This is a genomic window from Flavobacterium sp. GT3R68, from assembly GCF_007109225.1.
In the GTDB taxonomy this organism is placed as follows: Bacteria; Bacteroidota; Bacteroidia; order Flavobacteriales; family Flavobacteriaceae; genus Flavobacterium.
The window spans coordinates 440,407-460,015 of the sequence record NZ_VJZK01000002.1; the positions used below are offsets into that span (position 1 = coordinate 440,407).

At 39.2% G+C, this 19,609-nt stretch carries 13 protein-coding genes and 1 tRNA gene; 10 read left to right on the forward strand and 4 right to left on the reverse strand.

Annotated elements, in window-relative coordinates; genetic code table 11:
* The first annotated feature begins 74 nt into the window (after positions 1-74).
* The 5 genes from FNW07_RS06425 to FNW07_RS06445 all read left to right on the forward strand — a co-directional run bounded on the left by FNW07_RS06425 (position 75) and on the right by FNW07_RS06445 (position 4,845).
* Complete coding sequence (locus FNW07_RS06425) at positions 75-1,145, forward strand: anhydro-N-acetylmuramic acid kinase (RefSeq protein ID WP_126744879.1); 1,071 nt, start codon at positions 75-77, stop codon at positions 1,143-1,145.
* Positions 1,146-1,212: 67 nt separating this feature from the next.
* The gene (locus tag FNW07_RS06430) at positions 1,213-2,439 is read left to right on the forward strand and encodes a Glu/Leu/Phe/Val dehydrogenase dimerization domain-containing protein (protein WP_126744880.1); all 1,227 of its coding nucleotides are present in this window, start codon (positions 1,213-1,215) and stop codon (positions 2,437-2,439) included.
* Positions 2,440-2,545: 106 nt separating this feature from the next.
* Positions 2,546-3,430, forward strand: a complete 885-nt coding sequence (locus tag FNW07_RS06435; protein WP_126744881.1) for an energy transducer TonB — start codon at positions 2,546-2,548, stop codon at positions 3,428-3,430.
* A 31-nt stretch (positions 3,431-3,461) separates the two neighbouring features.
* On the forward strand, positions 3,462-4,682 hold the full coding sequence (locus tag FNW07_RS06440) for a folylpolyglutamate synthase/dihydrofolate synthase family protein (RefSeq protein WP_126744882.1): 1,221 nt from the start codon (positions 3,462-3,464) through the stop codon (positions 4,680-4,682).
* An 88-nt stretch (positions 4,683-4,770) separates the two neighbouring features.
* Positions 4,771-4,845: transfer RNA gene (locus tag FNW07_RS06445), tRNA-Val, on the forward strand.
* Positions 4,846-4,980: 135 nt separating this feature from the next.
* Here the strand turns inward: FNW07_RS06445 and FNW07_RS06450 are convergent.
* From FNW07_RS06450 to gldJ, 3 genes are all read right to left on the reverse strand, one after another.
* Positions 4,981-6,426 (reverse strand): NAD(P)/FAD-dependent oxidoreductase, encoded by a 1,446-nt coding sequence (locus FNW07_RS06450; protein WP_126745207.1) that lies wholly within the window; start codon positions 6,424-6,426, stop codon positions 4,981-4,983.
* 51 nt (positions 6,427-6,477) lie between these two features.
* On the reverse strand, positions 6,478-7,758 hold the full coding sequence (gene murF / locus FNW07_RS06455; protein WP_126745208.1) for a UDP-N-acetylmuramoyl-tripeptide--D-alanyl-D-alanine ligase: 1,281 nt from the start codon (positions 7,756-7,758) through the stop codon (positions 6,478-6,480).
* A 142-nt stretch (positions 7,759-7,900) separates the two neighbouring features.
* Positions 7,901-9,613, reverse strand: coding sequence for a gliding motility lipoprotein GldJ (gene gldJ / locus FNW07_RS06460; protein WP_126745209.1), 1,713 nt, complete (start codon positions 9,611-9,613; stop codon positions 7,901-7,903).
* A 207-nt stretch (positions 9,614-9,820) separates the two neighbouring features.
* Here gldJ and porU point away from each other — a divergent pair, with 207 nt between their 5' ends.
* The 5 genes from porU to FNW07_RS06485 all read left to right on the forward strand — a co-directional run bounded on the left by porU (position 9,821) and on the right by FNW07_RS06485 (position 18,220).
* Entirely contained in the window at positions 9,821-13,675 is a 3,855-nt protein-coding gene (gene porU, locus FNW07_RS06465; protein ID WP_126745210.1) for a type IX secretion system sortase PorU, read from the forward strand.
* A 39-nt stretch (positions 13,676-13,714) separates the two neighbouring features.
* Positions 13,715-14,890 (forward strand): type IX secretion system outer membrane channel protein PorV, encoded by a 1,176-nt coding sequence (gene porV, locus FNW07_RS06470; RefSeq protein ID WP_126745211.1) that lies wholly within the window; start codon positions 13,715-13,717, stop codon positions 14,888-14,890.
* 71 nt (positions 14,891-14,961) lie between these two features.
* Entirely contained in the window at positions 14,962-15,444 is a 483-nt protein-coding gene (cdd, locus tag FNW07_RS06475) for a cytidine deaminase (protein WP_126745212.1), read from the forward strand.
* A 136-nt stretch (positions 15,445-15,580) separates the two neighbouring features.
* Positions 15,581-16,579 carry a pyruvate dehydrogenase (acetyl-transferring) E1 component subunit alpha gene (gene pdhA / locus FNW07_RS06480; RefSeq protein ID WP_126745213.1) on the forward strand — a complete coding sequence of 333 codons (999 nt, stop codon included), beginning with the start codon at positions 15,581-15,583 and terminating at the stop codon, positions 16,577-16,579.
* Between the two features lie 6 nt (positions 16,580-16,585).
* On the forward strand, positions 16,586-18,220 hold the full coding sequence (locus tag FNW07_RS06485; protein WP_126745214.1) for a pyruvate dehydrogenase complex dihydrolipoamide acetyltransferase: 1,635 nt from the start codon (positions 16,586-16,588) through the stop codon (positions 18,218-18,220).
* 50 nt (positions 18,221-18,270) lie between these two features.
* Here FNW07_RS06485 and FNW07_RS06490 read toward each other — a convergent pair whose 3' ends face one another.
* Positions 18,271-19,512, reverse strand: coding sequence for a glycosyltransferase (locus tag FNW07_RS06490; protein ID WP_126745215.1), 1,242 nt, complete (start codon positions 19,510-19,512; stop codon positions 18,271-18,273).
* Positions 19,513-19,609 lie beyond the last annotated feature (97 nt).

Below are 19,609 nucleotides of genomic sequence, written 5' to 3' on the forward strand. Positions count from 1 at the left end.
AATTAATTTTAAAAATGTGGACAAATATACTTTTAAATTGTCAAATTTTCAATACGATTTCTTAATTTTAGCGTATGATAAAAGAAAGCTACAACGTAATCGGTGTGATGTCCGGGACTTCACTCGATGGAGTGGATATAGCACATATTCATTTAGGGATTAAAGAGCAAAAATGGAGTTTTGAATTATTAGAATGTGAAACAATTGCCTATGCCCCCGAATGGACCGCAAAGCTCAAAACGGCAGTAGATTTACCTGCTCCGGAATTGGACAAGCTTAATTCCGATTATACCTTGTTATTAGGAGAGATGATTGCTGATTTTATAAAAAAGCACAGCATCGAATATATTGATGCCGTCTGTTCACATGGACACACGGTATTACACCAGCCGCAAAATGGCGTGACGCTCCAGATTGGTAATTTACCAGAAATAGCTACCATTGTCAATCATACAGTGGTGTGTGACTTCAGGATTCAGGATGTTCAGATGGGTGGACAAGGTGCCCCTTTAGTCCCTATTGGGGACCGCCTTTTGTTTTCCGCGTATGATTATTGCATCAATTTAGGTGGATTTTCAAACATATCCTTTGAAGAAAATCAAAAAAGAATTGCCTACGATATTTGTCCGGTTAATACCGTTTTGAATCACTATGCTAATATAACTGGCGTTCAATACGACGACAAAGGACAGCTTGCCCGCAATGGAAAAAAAGAAAGCAGTTTGTTGAGCAAACTAAACCAGCTGGAATATTACTATAAACCCTATCCAAAATCGTTGGGAATTGAATTTGTAAATGACACTGTTCTTCCTTTAATGGATAGTTTCCAAATTCCACCTCAAGACAAACTAATGACATTTATAGAGCATATTGCATTCCAGATTGATTTGGCGCTACCCAATGCCAAGAAGAGCATTCTGATAACCGGAGGAGGTGCCTACAATACTTTACTGATGGAACGCATTTTATTCCATGTGCCTGAAATGCGCGTGGTCATTCCGGAAAAAAAATTACTCGAATTTAAAGAAGCCTTAATTTTTGGCTTGCTTGGCGTTTTGAAATTACGCGATGAAATCAATGTTTTAGCCAGTGTTACAGGAGCAAAAGAGGACCATAGTTCCGGAAAAATATTTCAGCCGAAATAACCAAAAAAATACAAAATTGGCAACGAGATGTTTTTTATATTTGCGCAACTAAAAACTAACACTACTGATGAAAGATCTACTTAAAAAATTCGAAAATAAAGAACCTGAAATCGTTTTCAACTGGAAAGATGCAGAAACTGAAGCGGAAGGATGGACAGTAATCAATTCTCTTCGAGGTGGCGCTGCTGGCGGTGGAACCCGAATGAGAAAAGGTCTTGACATGAATGAAGTGCTATCTTTGGCCAAAACTATGGAAGTAAAATTCTCTGTGTCGGGACCCGCTATTGGTGGTGCGAAGTCGGGAATTAACTTTGACCCAAATGACCCAAGAAAAAAAGGTGTTTTGCAACGTTGGTATAAGGCTGTTTCCCCATTATTGAAAAGCTATTATGGAACCGGTGGGGATTTGAACGTCGATGAAATCCATGAAGTGATTCCGATGACGGAAGAATGTGGTGTTTGGCATCCGCAAGAAGGTGTTTTCAACGGACATTTCAAACCAACCGAAGCAGATAAAATCAACAGAATTGGCCAATTGCGTCAAGGGGTAGTAAAAGTGATTGAAAATCCTACTTTCTCTCCGGATGTCAGTAAAAAATATACAATTGCAGATATGATTACCGGTTATGGCGTTGCTGAGGCGGTACGTCATTATTACGATATTTATGGTGGTTCTGTAAAAGGGAAAAAAGCCATCGTTCAGGGATTCGGAAATGTAGGTTCTGCTGCTGCTTTTTATCTGGCAGATATGGGAGCAAAGGTAGTTGGAATCATTGATAGAGATGGTGGATTGATTAAAGAGGAAGGATTTACTTTTGAAGAAATCAGAACTTTGTTCCTGAACAAAGACGGAAATAAATTGGTAGCTGACAATATGATTCCTTTTGAGGAAATCAACCAGAAAATCTGGTCTATCGGTGCTGAAATTTTCACGCCATGTGCCGCTTCAAGATTAGTGGCGCAAAGCCAGGTAGACAGTATGATTGCTGCCGGTTTGGAAGTGATCTCTTGTGGTGCCAACGTTCCTTTTGCCGATAAGGAAATTTTCTTCGGATCCATCATGGAGCAGGTGGACCAAAAAATCAGCTTAATTCCGGATTTCATTTCAAACTGTGGAATGGCACGTGTTTTTGCATACTTTATGGAGAAAAAGGTTCAGATGACAGACGAGGCTATCTTTCAGGATACTTCAGAAATTATTAAAAATGCTATTGTTAAAGCCCATGCTTTGAATGGTTCCAAAACCAATATCAGCGCAACAGCTTTTGAAATTGCGTTGAAACAATTGGTATAATTGAATGTTATTTAATGCGTGTTGGATTTCTGACACGCATAAATGCAATTTAAATGGCATGATATTCGTTATAGACAAAGAATTACTTTATTATAATATCTGAATTATGAGTGTATTAGCAACAGAACAGGAAAAAAAATCCCTTACCATCACTACAATTATATTTGTATTGCTTTTTCTATTGTTTTTTTATCTCAAGTTCAGCAATCAGGTCGAATTAAGCCAACTTGAAGGCGGCGGGGGTGGCGGTGAAATCGCCGTAAATTTTGGAAACAGCGAGTTCGGTTCCGGAGATAATTACCAATCCAAGGAAGTGGTAACAGTGGCACCAAAACAATCCGTTCGGGCCCCATCGGACGAAAAAGAAATCATTGTTTCCGAAAATGATGATGCACCTGTTATAGCAGAAGTTAAAAAACCTGCCGTAAAACCAGTAAAGACCGAAGTGGTAAAACCGGCTGTAAAACCAACTCCAAAACCATCCAAATCAACATCTGATGCCTTGTCCAATTTATTGAACGGTTCCAGTAAAGAAGGTGACGGTAATGATAAGGTAGGTGGTAACAAAGGAAAGGCCAACGGAGACCCGAATGCAACCGGCTATAATGGTGGTGGTGGTTCAGGAACCGGAAGCGGTGGCGGCAATGGTTCCGGTCAAGGTTTGGGAACAGGAAGCGGCTATGGGAACGGTTCCGGCAGCGGAACAGGTAATGGCAACGGAAATTACCAATTAGGAAACAGAAAAGCACTTAACAAGCCAAACCCGAACTATCTTTGTAATGAAGAAGGTGTTGTTGTTGTTCAAATTTCTGTGGATAAATCCGGACGAGTAATCAATGCCAATCCGGGAGTCAGAGGGACTACGAATGCCGCAAAATGTTTATTGGATCAAGCGAAAATTGCCGCGATGAGTACCAGATGGCAGGCGGATGATAATGCACCTGAAAAACAGGTTGGTAAAATTATTTATAACTTCAAACTTACCCAGTAGGTAATATCATTCAATTTTTTTGATGTCAAAAATGAACTATCAGGACACTGTGAATTGGATGTTCAACCAACTTCCAATGTACCAGCAGCAGGGCGCTTCAGCTTATAAAAAAGATTTAACCAACACCCTGTTATTAACCGAATATCTACATCATCCCGAAAAAAACATAAAGTGTATACATGTTGCCGGCACTAACGGCAAAGGTTCCACGTCACATTTGTTAGCCGCTGTACTGCAGGAAGCAGGTTATAAAACGGGACTATACACTTCCCCACATTTAAAAGATTTCAGAGAACGAATTAAAATTGACGGAAAAGAAATTCCCGAGGATTTTGTATGCGAATTTATATCAAGTCACAAATCATTCTTTGAATCGCACGATATGAGCTTTTTCGAAATGACCGTGGGTCTGGCATTTGATTATTTTACAAAGGAAAAAGTAGATATCGCCATTATTGAAGTAGGTATGGGAGGTCGCTTGGATTCTACCAACGTCATCACCCCACTGTTATCTATCATTACTAATATAGGTTTAGATCATACGCAGTTTTTAGGGACTACGTTAAAAGCCATTGCGGCAGAAAAGGCAGGCATTATCAAGTCTTCCATTCCTGTAGTTATTGGCGAATATACCAACGAGACCCAGGAGGTGTTTTTAACAAAAGCTAACGCAAATAATTCTCCAATTTATTTTGCTTCCGATTTAATACAGGAAACTTATCCTTCTTCTTTATTGGGAGATTATCAGCTATACAATAAAAAAACGGTCCTCCAAAGCATCCGTGTTTTACAATCGCAATACGGATTTCAAATTACCGAAGAGCATATTAAAGCCGGTTTTTTGAATGTGATAAAGAATACCGGTCTTCAGGGAAGATGGCAACAACTATACGAATTTCCGACTGTAATTTGCGACACGGCACATAACAAAGAAGGTTTGGAAATCGTAATGAGACAGGTTCAGAAAGCAACTTTTGATCAATTGCATATCGTATTGGGAGTGGTCAATGACAAAGACCTGAATGAAATACTGCCCCTATTCCCGAAAAATGCCATTTATTATTTCTGCAAACCCAATATCCCGCGTGGATTGGATGCAACACTTTTAGCCGAGAAAGCAAAAGAATTGGGTTTGACGGGAAAAGTATACCGTTCAATTCCAGAAGCTTATCAGGAAACTTTAAGACGGGCGACCAAATCCGACTTTATTTATATCGGCGGGAGTACTTTCGTTGTTGCAGAAATTTTATGATTTTTACAATCATTTGTTTGCAATTATGAAAAAGAGGCTTATATTTGCACACGCAATAAGGGAAACACTGGTTCTAGATTGCAAAATAGGGCGATTAGCTCAGCTGGTTCAGAGCACCTCGTTTACACCGAGGGGGTCGGGGGTTCGAACCCCTCATCGCCCACAAAAAACTCCTCAAGAAATTGAGGAGTTTTTTTATGCATTTTTCTTAAGGTTTTCGCCCACGCACATCGAATCATGTTTATTTCATGTTTCGGATTTTAAGGAGGTTTGCCGAATTTAAAATTTGATGGTGTAACTATATTTTCTTCTTTAGACAACGACCTCTTGGCTCATCACCCTCATGAAGCACAATTTCGGAATGTAGGAAATGTGCGGCTTCTGCTGAATCTTTCACTTTGGAAGCACTGCGTTCTAACATTTCTGATTCAAACTCAGTTAATACACATTCCCTGACTCCAGCATTTTTCCATTGAGATAAAGACCGACATCCTCTTGAGATCCCGCGAGCTAATAGGAGCGCATCCAACAGAGCTTGATTCGCACCTTGTCCCTTGAATGGACTCATGGGGTGAGCCGCATCTCCAATAAGAGTCACTTGCCCCCCTTTCGCCAACAATTCTGACTGGAGTAATTCTCGGTCATACACAGGATAGCCAGAAATCTGCGCTTCCGCGGTCGCCGCTAAAATCTGAGGAATGGGATCGTGCCACTGAGTTCTAAGACATGCTTCCTCCTTGAGTGCTTGAGGTCCTTTAGAACTTAACGCCTTAGCCTCTTTTTCGGGCATTGGAAAACTAAGTTGCCACATCACCGAGTCCGACGTATATGGCATCATGTAGATCCGCTCATTGCCGTTGGCGGTTTGAAATACAGTGGCCGAGTCAAGTAAAGAACTATTAAGATCTTCTAGAATCTTTAAAGGACAAATACCCAATATCACAATACAACCTAGGTAACGCAAAGGAGTAATATCTTCACCAATCAGCAGCCTCCGCACCGAACTCCGAATACCATCAGATCCAACCACAAGATCCGCCTTGGAGCTCTTCATCTTCCCTTCCACTTCAAAGCTCAGATCAACACCTCCACTTTCACATTGCTTAAAATCTACTAACCGGTGTCCCCACTGTACAACATGATGTCCCCCGAGTTGGTTAAGAAGAGCTAAGCGCAAAGATTGCCGTGCGATATGCACATTTGAACGTTTCGCAGACGTTTTCGCATCGAACTGCATCCACTTTCTGATTCCCCATTCACCGATCACTTTTCCTTCTATAGTATGAACTACATGTCTTGTTGAAATCACCCCTTCGTCTAACGAAAAAATACCCAATCCTGCGATCGCTTTACTAGCTTGCTGCAAGGTGAGTCCGTAGCCCTGAGATCGCGCATCAAACTCATTATCGCGTTCATATATGGTAAAAGGAATTCCGCGGTGCAAACAAGCCACAGCTAGAGCCATGCCACCTATGCCGCCGCCAATAATAGCAACTTGTGGATAGTTTTCCTTATCTGCTATAGTAGAGCTGGCAGAATGAACCAACCCGGATCCGCTACAGTTCGAGCATGAGTATAGGTGACCCTTAGGACGAACTGGAGTTGTCCCTTCGTCTTTTGTTTTTTCAAATTGAGCGAATGCTGTCTGGTAACGGCGGCGCACTTTCTTGCTGAGCCCTCGACTTTTTTTGCCACGTCCCTGACATTCATGACAAATAGTCCAGCTTGTATCTCTATCTTTCACTTTTTTTAAATTAACAAAAAAACGCCCTTAAAAAGCAGCGTTTTTTTTATTTTATAACAATTCCAAAGTTCTTTCCAATGCCATACCTCTGGAGCCTTTTATCAGAATCATTTTGTTTTCGAATTTTGTTCTTTTAAAAGCTTCCGAAAAAGCTTCAAAAGTATCATAAAAATGTAAATTGCTTTTTACTATTTTATTGTTGTAAAAATCCTTCCCAATGAAATAACAGGTGGTCTGTTCCTCATCCGAAAGCAGCTCTACAATATTCTTATGTTCGGACAAACTTTCCGCACCCAACTCAAACATATCACCCAATATGGCGATTTTATTTTGTTTTTCCAATTGGACAAAATTTTCAATCGCAACTGCCATACTGCTTGGATTAGCATTATAGGCATCCAGTATGATTTCGTTGCTGTCTTTACGTAATAACTGTGAGCGATTGTTATCCGGCACAAAGCTTTCAATTGCCATCTTAATAGCACTGTCAGCCACGCCGAAATATTTTCCGATAGTAATAGCAGCATTGATGTTGTTGGCGTTATACAAACCTATCAGATGTGAAACGATTTGGATGTCCGAGTAGACAACATCGACAAATGGATTCGCAGTTACGGATGCGATGTTTACATTCGCATCTTTATTGACACCAAATGAAAATGTTTTCATATTGGTTGTTTTGCTCGACTGAATAGGGTCTTCGAGATTGACAAATACCAATTTATCATTTTTAGCGAGATAGGTATACATTTCACTTTTGGCTTTAATCACACCTTCAACGCCACCAAAACCTTCTAAATGCGCTTTCCCGAAATTCGTGATATAGCCATAATCCGGTTGGGCAATATCACAAAGAAATTCAATTTCCTTTTGATGGTTGGCACCCATTTCCACTATTCCGATTTCAGTGTCAGCGTCGAAAGACAACAAGGTCAAAGGCACGCCAATATGGTTGTTTAAATTGCCAACAGTGGCTTTCGTTTTATATTTTTTAGACAAGACAACCTGAATCAATTCCTTCGTAGTTGTTTTACCATTACTCCCGGTAAGGGCAATGACAGGAAGTTTCAAGTAATTGCGGTGAAATCTTGCCAGTTCCTGCAATGTGGTCAAGCTATCATTGACCAGAATTGTACGCTCATCGATAAAATAATCAGCATTGTCAATAATAACGTACGAAGCTCCTTTCTTTAAAGCTTCATCTGCAAAAGTATTTGCGTCGAAACGTTCTCCTTTAATGGCAATAAAAAAAGAGTTGGTTTCAATTTTTCGGGTATCAATCGAAACGGATGCGCAATTCAAAAACAGATTATGAATGTTTTGGATATCCATATATAGATAAAATTAAATTTTGGAAATACGTTATACCCATGAGGATCATCTTTATTGTTGATTCATGGCTATTTCATATGAAACAATTTTAAAAAACAAAAGCCCTAATGAAAGGGCTTTTGTGTATACTATTGATTAGAAATTAATTTCTAGGTCTTTTCTTTTTGTCCGCTTTAGGTCCTACTCTTGACATTGCACATCTAAATCCGATATAGTCAGTAGCCATGTCCTGAGGAAAATATCTTCTTTGTGCAGGATCTAACCAGTAAGCTCTGTCTCTCCAAGAACCGCCTTTATAAACTCGTACGTCATCATTTACCAGAGTTGTCCTTTTGTTCGACTTATCAAATTTTCTGGTCATGTTACCTAAACTATCTGTAGTAACATTATGTTTGGGAGAATCATACATTCTTTTACCATCTGGCAATTTATCACCTTCCTCAGAACTTCCGAAATCAAAAAATCTGGTAGACTGTTTATCACCGTCTCGGTAATTTCTTTCATCACTTTTATCAAAGTTCTGTCTCAAATAAGTTTCTTTTTCGTCAACTGGAACTTGAGCAATTTGACCTGGTACATTTCTAGCGACAATTTTACCGTTTGATAAGGTATCGTACGCTATGTTTTCAGTTGTTACCAGTTCCACTTTACCGTCATCACCAATTTTATTTTTAGTATAAACGTTACCTCTAAAGTAGTTAAAATCACTTGCTTCATCATCTACCATAGGTCTGTAAACATCCGCAACCCATTCTGCCACGTTACCTGCCATGTCGTATAATCCGAAATCATTTGGAGGATATGATTTTGATGCATTTGTAATATCCGCACCGTCATCAGACCAACCTGCGATCCCACCGTAATCTCCTTTTCCTTGTTTAAAGTTAGCCAATTGGTCACCTTTGACTTGTCTTTTTCCAGAACGTGTATAACTTCCAGACCAAGGATATTTCTTTTGTCCTTTATAGATATTGTATTCTCTTTGACCTACATCCGCTGCAGCTGCATATTCCCATTCCGCTTCTGTTGGAAGTCTGTATTCAGGAAGTATAAGACCTGAAGATCTTTGAGCATAAACATTTTTGGCTTCTTTAGTTGTAGCCGCTTCGCCTTTTCCTCCAGCAACTTTTTGTGGTTTAGACAAAGAACCTCTGCGTCCTTTTAGAACGATTTTTTCGTCACCTCCAAAAGTTTTACTAGGAGCATTCAAATAAGTTTCAGTATCAAAAGAACTTTCTGCTTTTACATCTAATACTTTAGCGTCTTTTTTAAGATATCCTTCTTTTTCAAGCGTGCTTTCATTCACACGATTAGTTCTCCATTTGCTGAATTCAACTGCTTGAATCCAATTTACGCCAACGACAGGATAATTAGCATACGCAGGATGTCTCAAATAGTTGTTGGTCATCGTTTCATTATAACCCAATCTATTTCTCCACACCAATGTATCAGGCAATGCGCCTTCATAAATATTTTTATAATTTTCTTCTTCAGGAGGGAAAACTGTTTTTAACCAGCTTAAATATTCCATATACATTTTATTGGTCACCTCAGTCTCATCCATATAGAATGACTGAACGTGTTGCTGGCTTGGAGTATTATTCCAATCGTGCATCACGTCATCCTGAACTTTACCCATGGTAAATGTACCACCTTCTACCATAACCAACCCAGGAGCAGTAGCCTGCTTCTTAAATTTGTCATTAAACTGAAAACCGCCCTTCTTATCGTTGATTTTCCAACCTGTAGCAGTTGACGCTCCTTTTGTGCTTGACTTTTTACCACAACTAGTAAATCCTAATATTATCACTAACGATAGTAATAATTTAATAGCCATAATTTTGTTTACTTTCATACTTTGGTAGGTAATAAATTTCGAGGCGCAATATAATAATTAATATTAAATTGCAACATCTTTTTTTAATTTAAAATATTTTATATCATTTCTGATATTATGCTTAATTACAACGCAAAAATAATATAATTATTACACACAAATTGCATTAAATAAATTATTTTTACTTCTGGTAATAATTCTCCCATTATTGCGTTATCTATTGAAATGAAAAAAATATTACTCACTCTATTGACTTTGTTATCCTTTGTTGGTTTTGCCCAGCAAAAAGGCGAAGTGGTCCTTGAATGGACCGAAAAATCACCAATCTCCTTTGGAACCTATTCCAAGACCGTTCCTCAATTTCAATCGGGCAATTTCCTTTTTGATTCCAGTAAAAAGGAACTGTTTTTTGTATCAAACCTTCGACAGACCTCGACAGTGGATGAAAATTCATTGCAAATTTCAAATATCGTTTATGAATCCATTACAGCGGCTCAATTAGGAGATTTGGATGTTCGATTGCTACCGGCTACTATTCGTGCAACATTAAAAAACGTCATTGCACGTGATCAGAAATTTGCATTCCTCTCTCTGTCGCCGATTATTAAAGAAGCAAATGGTTTCAAAAAAATAAAATCATTCAGCTATTCCTTTAATAATGGCACATCCAGAATAGCTGCATTTCCAAATAACATCGCTACTATTTCTAGTTCTGTTTTGGCATCAGGTGATTGGTATCGTTTTTATGTTGAAAAGTCTGGTGTTTATAAAATATCAAAAGGCTTTTTACGACAATTGGGACTCAAGACAGATGGTGACCCGCGAAAAATCAAAATATTTGGCAATGGCGGGAGAATGCTCCCTTTATTAAACAATACCTTCTACCCTTTCGACCTGGCCGAGAATGCAATTCAGTTTATAGGAGAAAATGATGGCGTTTTTAATGATGAGGATTATATTCTTTTTTATGCCGAAGGAGTAGAAAATTGGAATGACGACAGCAAAACCCACAACAATCTGTATGCTTCAAAATCTTATTATTATGTAACCACTCAAGCCAATGATGGGAAAAGAATACAGGAATTACAGCAACCTGCAGGTACGGGCACGGTAATTACTACTTTTGATGACTACCAATTTCACGAGGTGGATTTGGTCAATTTTGTCCGAACGGGCAGAACTTGGCTTGGAGAGCAATTTAATATTGATGACGAGCAGGAATTTAAGTTTGATTTTCCAAACATCGTTCCTTCATCTGCCATGACTTTAATAATAAATACTGCTGCTGCGGCATTTACCGGAACATCGTTCACGATAGAAGCGAATAACCAGCCTGCAGGAACTATCAACCTTTCTTCTTTGGTTGCCGATTCGGGAATAGAACTGTATCAACCTACAATACCTACAACATTAACGATTCCCGCCGCTGAAAAGGTGGCTATAAAATTGACCTATAATAATAATGGTGTCCCCTCATCAAAAGGATTTTTGGATTACATCATCCTTAAAGCCATAAGAAATCTGCAAGGATACGGGAAGCAATTCCGCTTTCAATATGATGATGCGAGCTCTTTAACGGGAATTGGCGAATACCAGTTCAGCAATGCAGCAACCATTCAACAGGTATGGGATATCACCGATATCTACGATGTCACCAAAATGGAAAACAATGGCCAAAGTTCCTTTTCCATGAAAGCCGATTTAGGGGAAGTACGGAAATACATTGCTGTAGATGCTGCGGATTATTATACACCTTTAAAAGAGTCCCAACCAAAAGTAGTTAATCAGGATTTGAAAGGCACCATTTTCAAGAATGCCTCGGGACAATTTCAAGATATCGATTATATTATAGTCACACCTGCTTTTTTGAACAATCAAGCTGAAAAATTAGCCAATTTCCATCGCGTTTATTCTCAGCTAAATGTTAAAGTGGTCAATCTTGAAGCTATTTATCAGGAATTTTCATCCGGAAAACAAGACATTGGAGGGATCCGTAATTTCATAAAATATGTTTTTGAGAATGCTTCGGCCGGGGATAAACGAATAAAATATCTGAACCTTTTTGGCGATGCGTCATTTGATTATAAAAACCGCACGCCAAACAACACCAATACGGTTCCTATTTATCATGCTCTAAACAGTACTACCGCAGGAGAATCATCTTTTGCCACTGATGATTTTTTTACTTTAATGGATGCTGATGAAGGCAGAATCGATTATCAGAATCAATCCGGAAATACTATACATGACTTTGGAGGCTATGATATTGCGGTAGGCCGGATGATTGTAAGTTCTACGCAGCAGGCAGAAGAAATGGTCAATAAGGTCATCGAATATCATGATTTAAAATCGTATGGCAATTGGAGAAACAATTGTGTTTTCATTTCGGATGATTCCGATGTGGGACATAGTGATGGCGATTTGCAGCAAAGACAAAACCAATTGGCCGACCGACTTTCTCTTGAAAAGCCTTTTATTAATGTCAAAAAAATAATCCTTGACTCCTATGTCCAGGAAACTTCTTCAGGCGGAAACCGATACCCAAAAGCAAGGGAGGAAATATTTAATGCTTTCGAAAAAGGAGCATTGGTTTTCAATTACCTGGGTCATGGGGGTGAAGACGGTCTATCAGATGAAAGGATTTGGGAAAAGTCGGATGGTCAGAATCTAAGCAACCGATTCAAGTACCCATTATTCATTACCATTACTTGTGATTTTTCGAGATTTGACAATCCATACCGTCCGACAGCTGGCGAATATACTTTTTGGAATCCGAAAGGCGGTGCTATTTCTATGATCACGACCATTAGGTCTATTCAAAAAGGAGCCGCTGAAAGTTTCAATGATTTATTAACGCAAAATATTTTTGCTTACGGTTCAAATAACTATCCTTCGATGGCCGAAGCACTCCGATTGTCTAAAAACATCAGTCCAAGTTTTTCTTCCAATGTCGTATTCTATTTGGGAGATCCCGCGGTGATGCTTTCGATACCGAAACCTAAAATTCGTCTGACTAAGGTCAATGATATGCCGGTAACGGGACCTATCGACGATTTTCAATCGTTAGCCTACGTGAAACTTTCAGGCGAAATTACAGACGAATTCAATACGCCACTCACCAATTATACAGGAGAATTATCTGTTAACATATTTGACAAAAACATTACAAAAACCACTTTCAATAATGATGGCACAAGTAACATCATGAATTTTAGTGTATTAGGAGAAACTGTTTTCAGAGGAAATGCATCGGTGGCCAATGGTCAGTTTGAATTTGGATTTGTAGTCCCTAGAGATATCAGGATTCCGGTAGGAAACGGAAGAATCAGTTTCTATGCAAAAACAGATCAAACCCTACTGGACAAGACCGGTTACGACACGACAATAAAAATTGGCGGAATTAATCCAAATGCAATTGCTGATAATATTGGCCCCCGAGTAAAATTATTCATGAACGACCAGACGTTTATTTCGGGCGGCATTACTAATGAATCACCTATATTCCTGGCTTATCTGGAAGACGAAAACGGGATTAATACAGCAAGTGGAATTGGGCATGACATTGTAGCCATTTTAGATGGAAACGAAAGCAATCCGTACATATTAAATGATTATTACGAAACAGAGTTGGACAATTATAAGAAAGGAAAATTACAATTCCCATTGAGAAACTTAGCCGCAGGATTGCACACTATTACTTTTAAAGCCTGGGATGTATACAATAACCCAATTTCAGCAGACATTCAGTTTCTTGTTGTCGGCGATGATACCATAACCTTAACAAATGTTCTGAATTACCCCAACCCTTTTGTGAATTACACGCAATTCTGGTTTACACACAACAGGCCATTTGAACCCCTCGAGGTACAGGTGCAGGTAATGACGATTACCGGTAAGGTAGTCTGGTCCAAAAACCAAATCATTACCACGGATGGATTTCTGTCCAGGGAAATTACATGGGATGGAAAAGACGATTTTGGCGATAAAATCGGAAAAGGTGTTTATGTGTATAAATTGACGGTAAAATCAACATTGACGAATAAAAAGACCGAAAAGTTTGAAAAACTTGTAATACTTTAATAAAATACTATATTTGTTTAATCAATTTTAAAAATCAGAATGAAAAGATTATCGCTATTAGTTATATGCTTCTTTGTCACGCAACTATCAAGAGCACAAGAGGATAGAGTCATTACAACCGGTGTTCCTTTTTTATTGGTTGCCGCTGATGCTCGTGCTGCCGGTATGGGTGACCAAGGTGTTGCGACCGCTGCCGATGCGTTTTCCCAGCAGTGGAACCCAGCTAAATATGCTTTTTCGTTAGACAAGCAAGGATTTACTGTCAGTTATACTCCTTATCTGACTGCATTAGTAAATGACATTTCCCTAGGACAGGTTACCTATTTTAATAAAATTAACGAACGAAGCGCTTTTGCCGGTAGTATCCGTTATTTTAGTTTGGGTGAAATTGAATTAAGACAGAATTTTGACGATATCCCACAGGTGGTAAAACCAAGCGAATTCGCTTTGGATGGCTCCTATTCATTAAAGCTGAGCGATCATTTATCCATGGCAGTTGCCGGAAGATTCTTAAGCTCCAATCTAAAAATTCAGGATGGCACTAATGATACCAGAGCTGCCAAATCATTTGCATTTGATGTAGCCGCATTTTATCAATCCGAAGAAGTTGCCTATAGTGATTTCAATGGTAAATGGAGACTGGGTTTTAACCTTCAGAATTTAGGTCCGAAAATCAGCTATGACTCCAGTGAATCATCTGAAGTAAATGCCAACTTCCTTCCTGCTCAAATGAAATTCGGAGCGGGATTTGATTTTGTATTTGACGAATACAATAAAGTAACAGCAAGCGTCGAAATAAACAAACTTCTAGTCCCAACGCCTCAAGATCCTGATTTGAATGGTGACGGTACTATTACCAACGATGAAAGAGCAGAAAACAATGCCAACTATCGTAAAATAGGATGGGTTTCAGGAATATTTAAATCTTTTGGTGATGCTCCTGATGGCTTTGGCGAAGAATTGAAAGAATTCACATACTCTGCCGGAGCAGAATATTTATATCAGGATTCGTTTGCAATGCGTTTAGGATATTTCCACGAAAGTCCTGAAAAAGGAGCCCGACAGTTTTTCTCTTTGGGTGCCGGGTTTAAATACAATGTGGTAAAAGTAGATGTCTCCTATTTGTTCTCTGCTTCTAAAGTCCAAAACCCATTAGAAAACACACTCCGTTTTTCTCTTACCTTTAATTTTGGTGATAAATACGAAGAATATTAGTAAAATCAAATTATCAATAAACAATCCAAATTTCTTAATGTGAAATTTGGATTTTTTTTCCCTAATAAAGAATGAAAGATATAAGTATTACTACAAAATTTACCGCGTTTGATTCGGTAGCCGACCTGTCTGATGATATCAAATCATTGATGCTGGAAGCGATTGCCATCAGAAAAAAGGCCTATGCCCCCTATTCCAAATTTCGCGTAGGCGCTGCCTTACTCCTGGATAACGGAAAAGTGGTATTGGGCTCCAATCAGGAAAACGCTGCGTACCCTTCTGGACTATGCGCTGAAAGAGTTGCTATTTTTCAAGCCGGGGCAGTATATCCGGAAGCAAAAATCATTTGTATGGCAATCACTGCTGCTTCTGATACCAATACAACAGCAGCGCCGATACCACCATGTGGTGCTTGCAGACAAAGCATTGCAGAATATGAGTTTAAGCAGGAATCTCCAATTGAAATTTATTTTACAGGTGAAATTGGTGCGGTTTATAAATCAGACTCATTGAAAAATTTACTGCCTTTTATGTTTGATAAAAACTTCTTATAAATAAAATAAAAATCCCGCATTAATTTTACTCCTTAGTTGGAATGTGCTATTTTTGCTCTTCGCAAATTTGTGTGAAGAACCTATTTTAAAATAGTGGGCAATTGATAACACAGAAACACTTTAGCAAGAAAAACAGATGAAAGAAATTACAAAAGAGGTATATTTAAAGTGGTATGAAGACATGCTGCTTTGGAGAAAGTTTGAAGATAAATTAGCAGCACTATATATACAACAAAAAGTAAGAGGATTTCTTCACCTATACAATGGTCAGGAAGCAGTATTAGCGGGTGCTTTACACGCTATGGATTTGACTAAGGACAAAATGATTACCGCTTATAGAAATCACGTTCAGCCAATTGGAATGGGAGTTGACCCAAAAGCGGTTATGGCCGAACTCTTAGGAAAAGTAACCGGAACTTCTAAAGGAATGGGGGGGTCTATGCATATTTTCTCAAAAGAGAAAGGATTCTTCGGAGGACACGGCATCGTGGGGGCGCAAATCCCTGTTGGAGCCGGTATTGCTTTTGCCGACAAATATTTTGAAACTGGCGGAGTTACACTTACCTATTTTGGTGATGGTGCAGCACGTCAGGGATCTTTACATGAAGCTTTCAATATGGCAATGTTATGGAAATTACCTGTAGTTTTTATTGTGGAAAACAACGGATATGCTATGGGAACTTCCGTAGAAAGAACAGCCAATCACACGGATATCTGGAAATTAGGCTTAGGATATGAAATGCCCTGCGGGCCGGTTGACGGAATGAATCCTGTAAAAGTTGCCGAAGCGATGCATGAAGCAATGGACCGCGCACGACGTGGAGACGGACCAACATTCCTGGAAATGAAAACATACCGTTACAGAGGACATTCTATGTCTGATGCACAATTATACCGCTCCAAGGAAGAAGTAGAAGAATACAAGAAAATTGACCCAATTACTCAAGTTCTGGATGTGATTATGGATCAGAAATATGCTACTGAAGAAGAAATTGAAGCAATTGATGAAAGAGTTAAAGGCTTAGTCGAAGAATGCGTGAAATTCGCCGAAGAGTCCCCATACCCTGAAATACAGCAATTGTACGATGTAGTGTACGATCAAGAGAACTATCCTTTTTTACCTCATAAACTATAATCAATTATGGCAACAGTTATTAAAATGCCCCGCCTTAGCGACACGATGACGGAAGGAACCGTAGCTACATGGCTAAAAAAAGTTGGTGATAAGATAAAGGAAGGAGATATTCTTGCAGAAATTGAAACAGACAAAGCAACGATGGAATTTGAATCTTTCGATTCCGGAACGCTTTTACATATCGGAATCCCAGAAGGCGAAACTGCTCCTGTAGATTCTTTATTGGCTATCATTGGAGAAGAAGGGGAAGATATATCCGCTTTATTAAACGGAAAAACGGATGCTCCTCCAACCGAAGAAGCTGCCGCGCCAAAATCAGAAACTGCTGCGCCGACAGAAGAAACTAAAAATGAAACTTCAGCTGCTCCTGCCGAATTGCCAACTGGTGTTATTGTCGTAACCATGCCTCGTTTAAGCGACACCATGACTGACGGAACAGTAGCCACCTGGATAAAGAAAGAGGGCGACAAAGTATCCGAAGGGGATATTCTGGCCGAAATCGAAACTGATAAAGCAACAATGGAATTCGAATCTTTCAACGCCGGAACATTATTGTTCATTGGTGTTCAGGAAGGGCAAACAGTTCCGGTAGATAGTCTTTTGGCTATTATTGGACCTGAAGGAACCGATATTTCCGGTATTGCAGAAAATTACAAAAAAGGAGGCAGCACTGCCGCACCTGCTTCGGCATCGGCCAAAAAAGAAGAAGCGCCTGCTCCAAAACAAGCAGAAACAGCAACCCCGATTGCAGATGGACAACGTATTTTCGTTTCTCCATTGGCAAGAAAAATAGCAGATGAGAAAGGTATTAATTTATTACAGGTAAAAGGTTCTGGAGAGAACGGCCGCATTGTAAAAAATGACGTCGAAAACTTCACTTCACAACCAGCTTCAACTCAGCAAGCTGTACCTTCTCAGGAAAGTGCCTCAGCAGTAAAACCATTTGTTCCTGCAGGAGAAACTTTTTCAGAAGAAATCAAGAATTCTCAAATGCGAAAGATTATTGCCAAACGATTGGCGGAATCTATTTTCACAGCACCGCATTTCTACCTGACAATAGAAGTAGCAATGGACGAAGCTATGAAATCAAGAGGTGTTATCAACACCATTCCAGACACGAAAGTTTCTTTTAATGACATGGTTATCAAAGCCTGTGCAATGGCTTTGAAAAAGCATCCAAAAGTAAACTCCCAATGGAAAGAAGACGCTATCATCATCAATCACCATGTTAATATTGGTGTAGCTGTTGCCGTTGAAGATGGATTAGTTGTTCCGGTGCTACGATTTGCCGATCAATTAAGCTTGTCCCAAATTGGTGGTAACGTAAAAGATTTAGCCGGAAAAGCAAGAAACAAAAAATTACAGCCAGCAGAAATGGAAGGCAGTACATTTACTGTTTCCAATCTAGGAATGTTTGGAATCACGGAATTCACTTCTATTATCAACCAACCGAATTCCGCAATCGTTTCAGTGGGTGCCATTGTTGAAAAACCGGTGGTTAAAAATGGGCAGATTGTAATTGGTAACACCATGATGCTTTCACTGGGATGCGATCATCGAACTGTTGATGGCGCAACCGGAGCTCAATTTTTACAGACATTAAAACAATTTATAGAAAATCCGGTGACTATGCTGGCATAATCTATTTTTTGAAATACCAATCCCGTTTTGAGCAATCAGAACGGGTTTTTTTATTTATTCTTAGCTTCTATCCAACGGGACATGTATTTTGTACTTTGCACTGTGTGGTGTTGAAGCATAGCCCCCATAAAATTATCCAACCGATGTTGTTTCAGATTCTTTACTGAAGATAAGATATACTGTATCAGATCATTCTGATACAACGATTTTAAATATTTTTCCTCCATAATCCGGATTCCGTTTTTTTGGGATTTTTGCCATAGTACTTTATCCTTATACAATTGTGTAGCGGCATCAGCAAAAATTTGATGATCGTCAGTAATGAATCCATTCCATGGTAAATTACCATGCATCGATTCGGCTCCGATCAATGTAGTGACACTCGGCGTACCACACTCCATAGCTTCCAATAATTTCCCTTTTAATCCGGCACCAAATCGCAAGGGCGCAAGAACCACACGAGCTTCGCGCACTACTGATTTAGCATCAGAGGCACGTCCCATAATATATAAACCCTCTTTCGGCTGATGCAATTGCAATACTTTTTGAGAAGGATATGCGCCATAAATCAGGAGGTTAACCTCAGGTAATTGCTTTCTGATAAGTGGCCAAATCGTTTCTTTCAAATATTGAACGGCATTCCAATTCGGCTCATGCAAAAAATTACCGATAAAAACAAAATCATCACGTTCTTCATATGGTGGCAACTTATCTACTAACTCAGTATTGACATCATCCAATAAAAAAGGGAGATAGTACAATAACGATTTGTCGATTTTAAATATATCCTGCAACAAATTCATTTCAAATTCAGAAATCATAAAAGAAATATCGCATCTCAAAATGCTTGCAATCTCTCTTTTGGCAACCTCTTCAGTGAGCAGGTCAGTAGTGTTGAAATCCCGATTTTCTTTCCATGCTTTTTGTCGGGCCAGGCGTAGACAGTGTAAATCTTCTGTATCCAATAAACGAAGCGCATGGGGACATTGTTCTGCAACACGCCAGCCAAATTGTTCTTCCATCATAAACCGGTCAAATAACACAATCGACGGATTCAATTCTTTGATGTAAGAGTCAAAACTGCTGCAGTTCAATACAATTGATTTTTTTACTACCCCCAGCATCGTAAGGTCCATCATATAGTCACTGTCCATGGCAGGACTTGCAAAAGTAACCTTCCACCCGCATTCCTGAAACAATTGAATCAACTGAACCATTCGGCTTCCAGCTGCAGAGGAATTGGGTTCAGGCCATACAAACCCCAGGATTAAAACGTGTGGCGCACTTTTCATTCAATATCAATTAGATTGCAAAATAAACCTATTTTGACTGTAATCCAATTCATTCCCGGAGAAATCAGACAGAAAATCACTATTTTTGTCGTTCGTA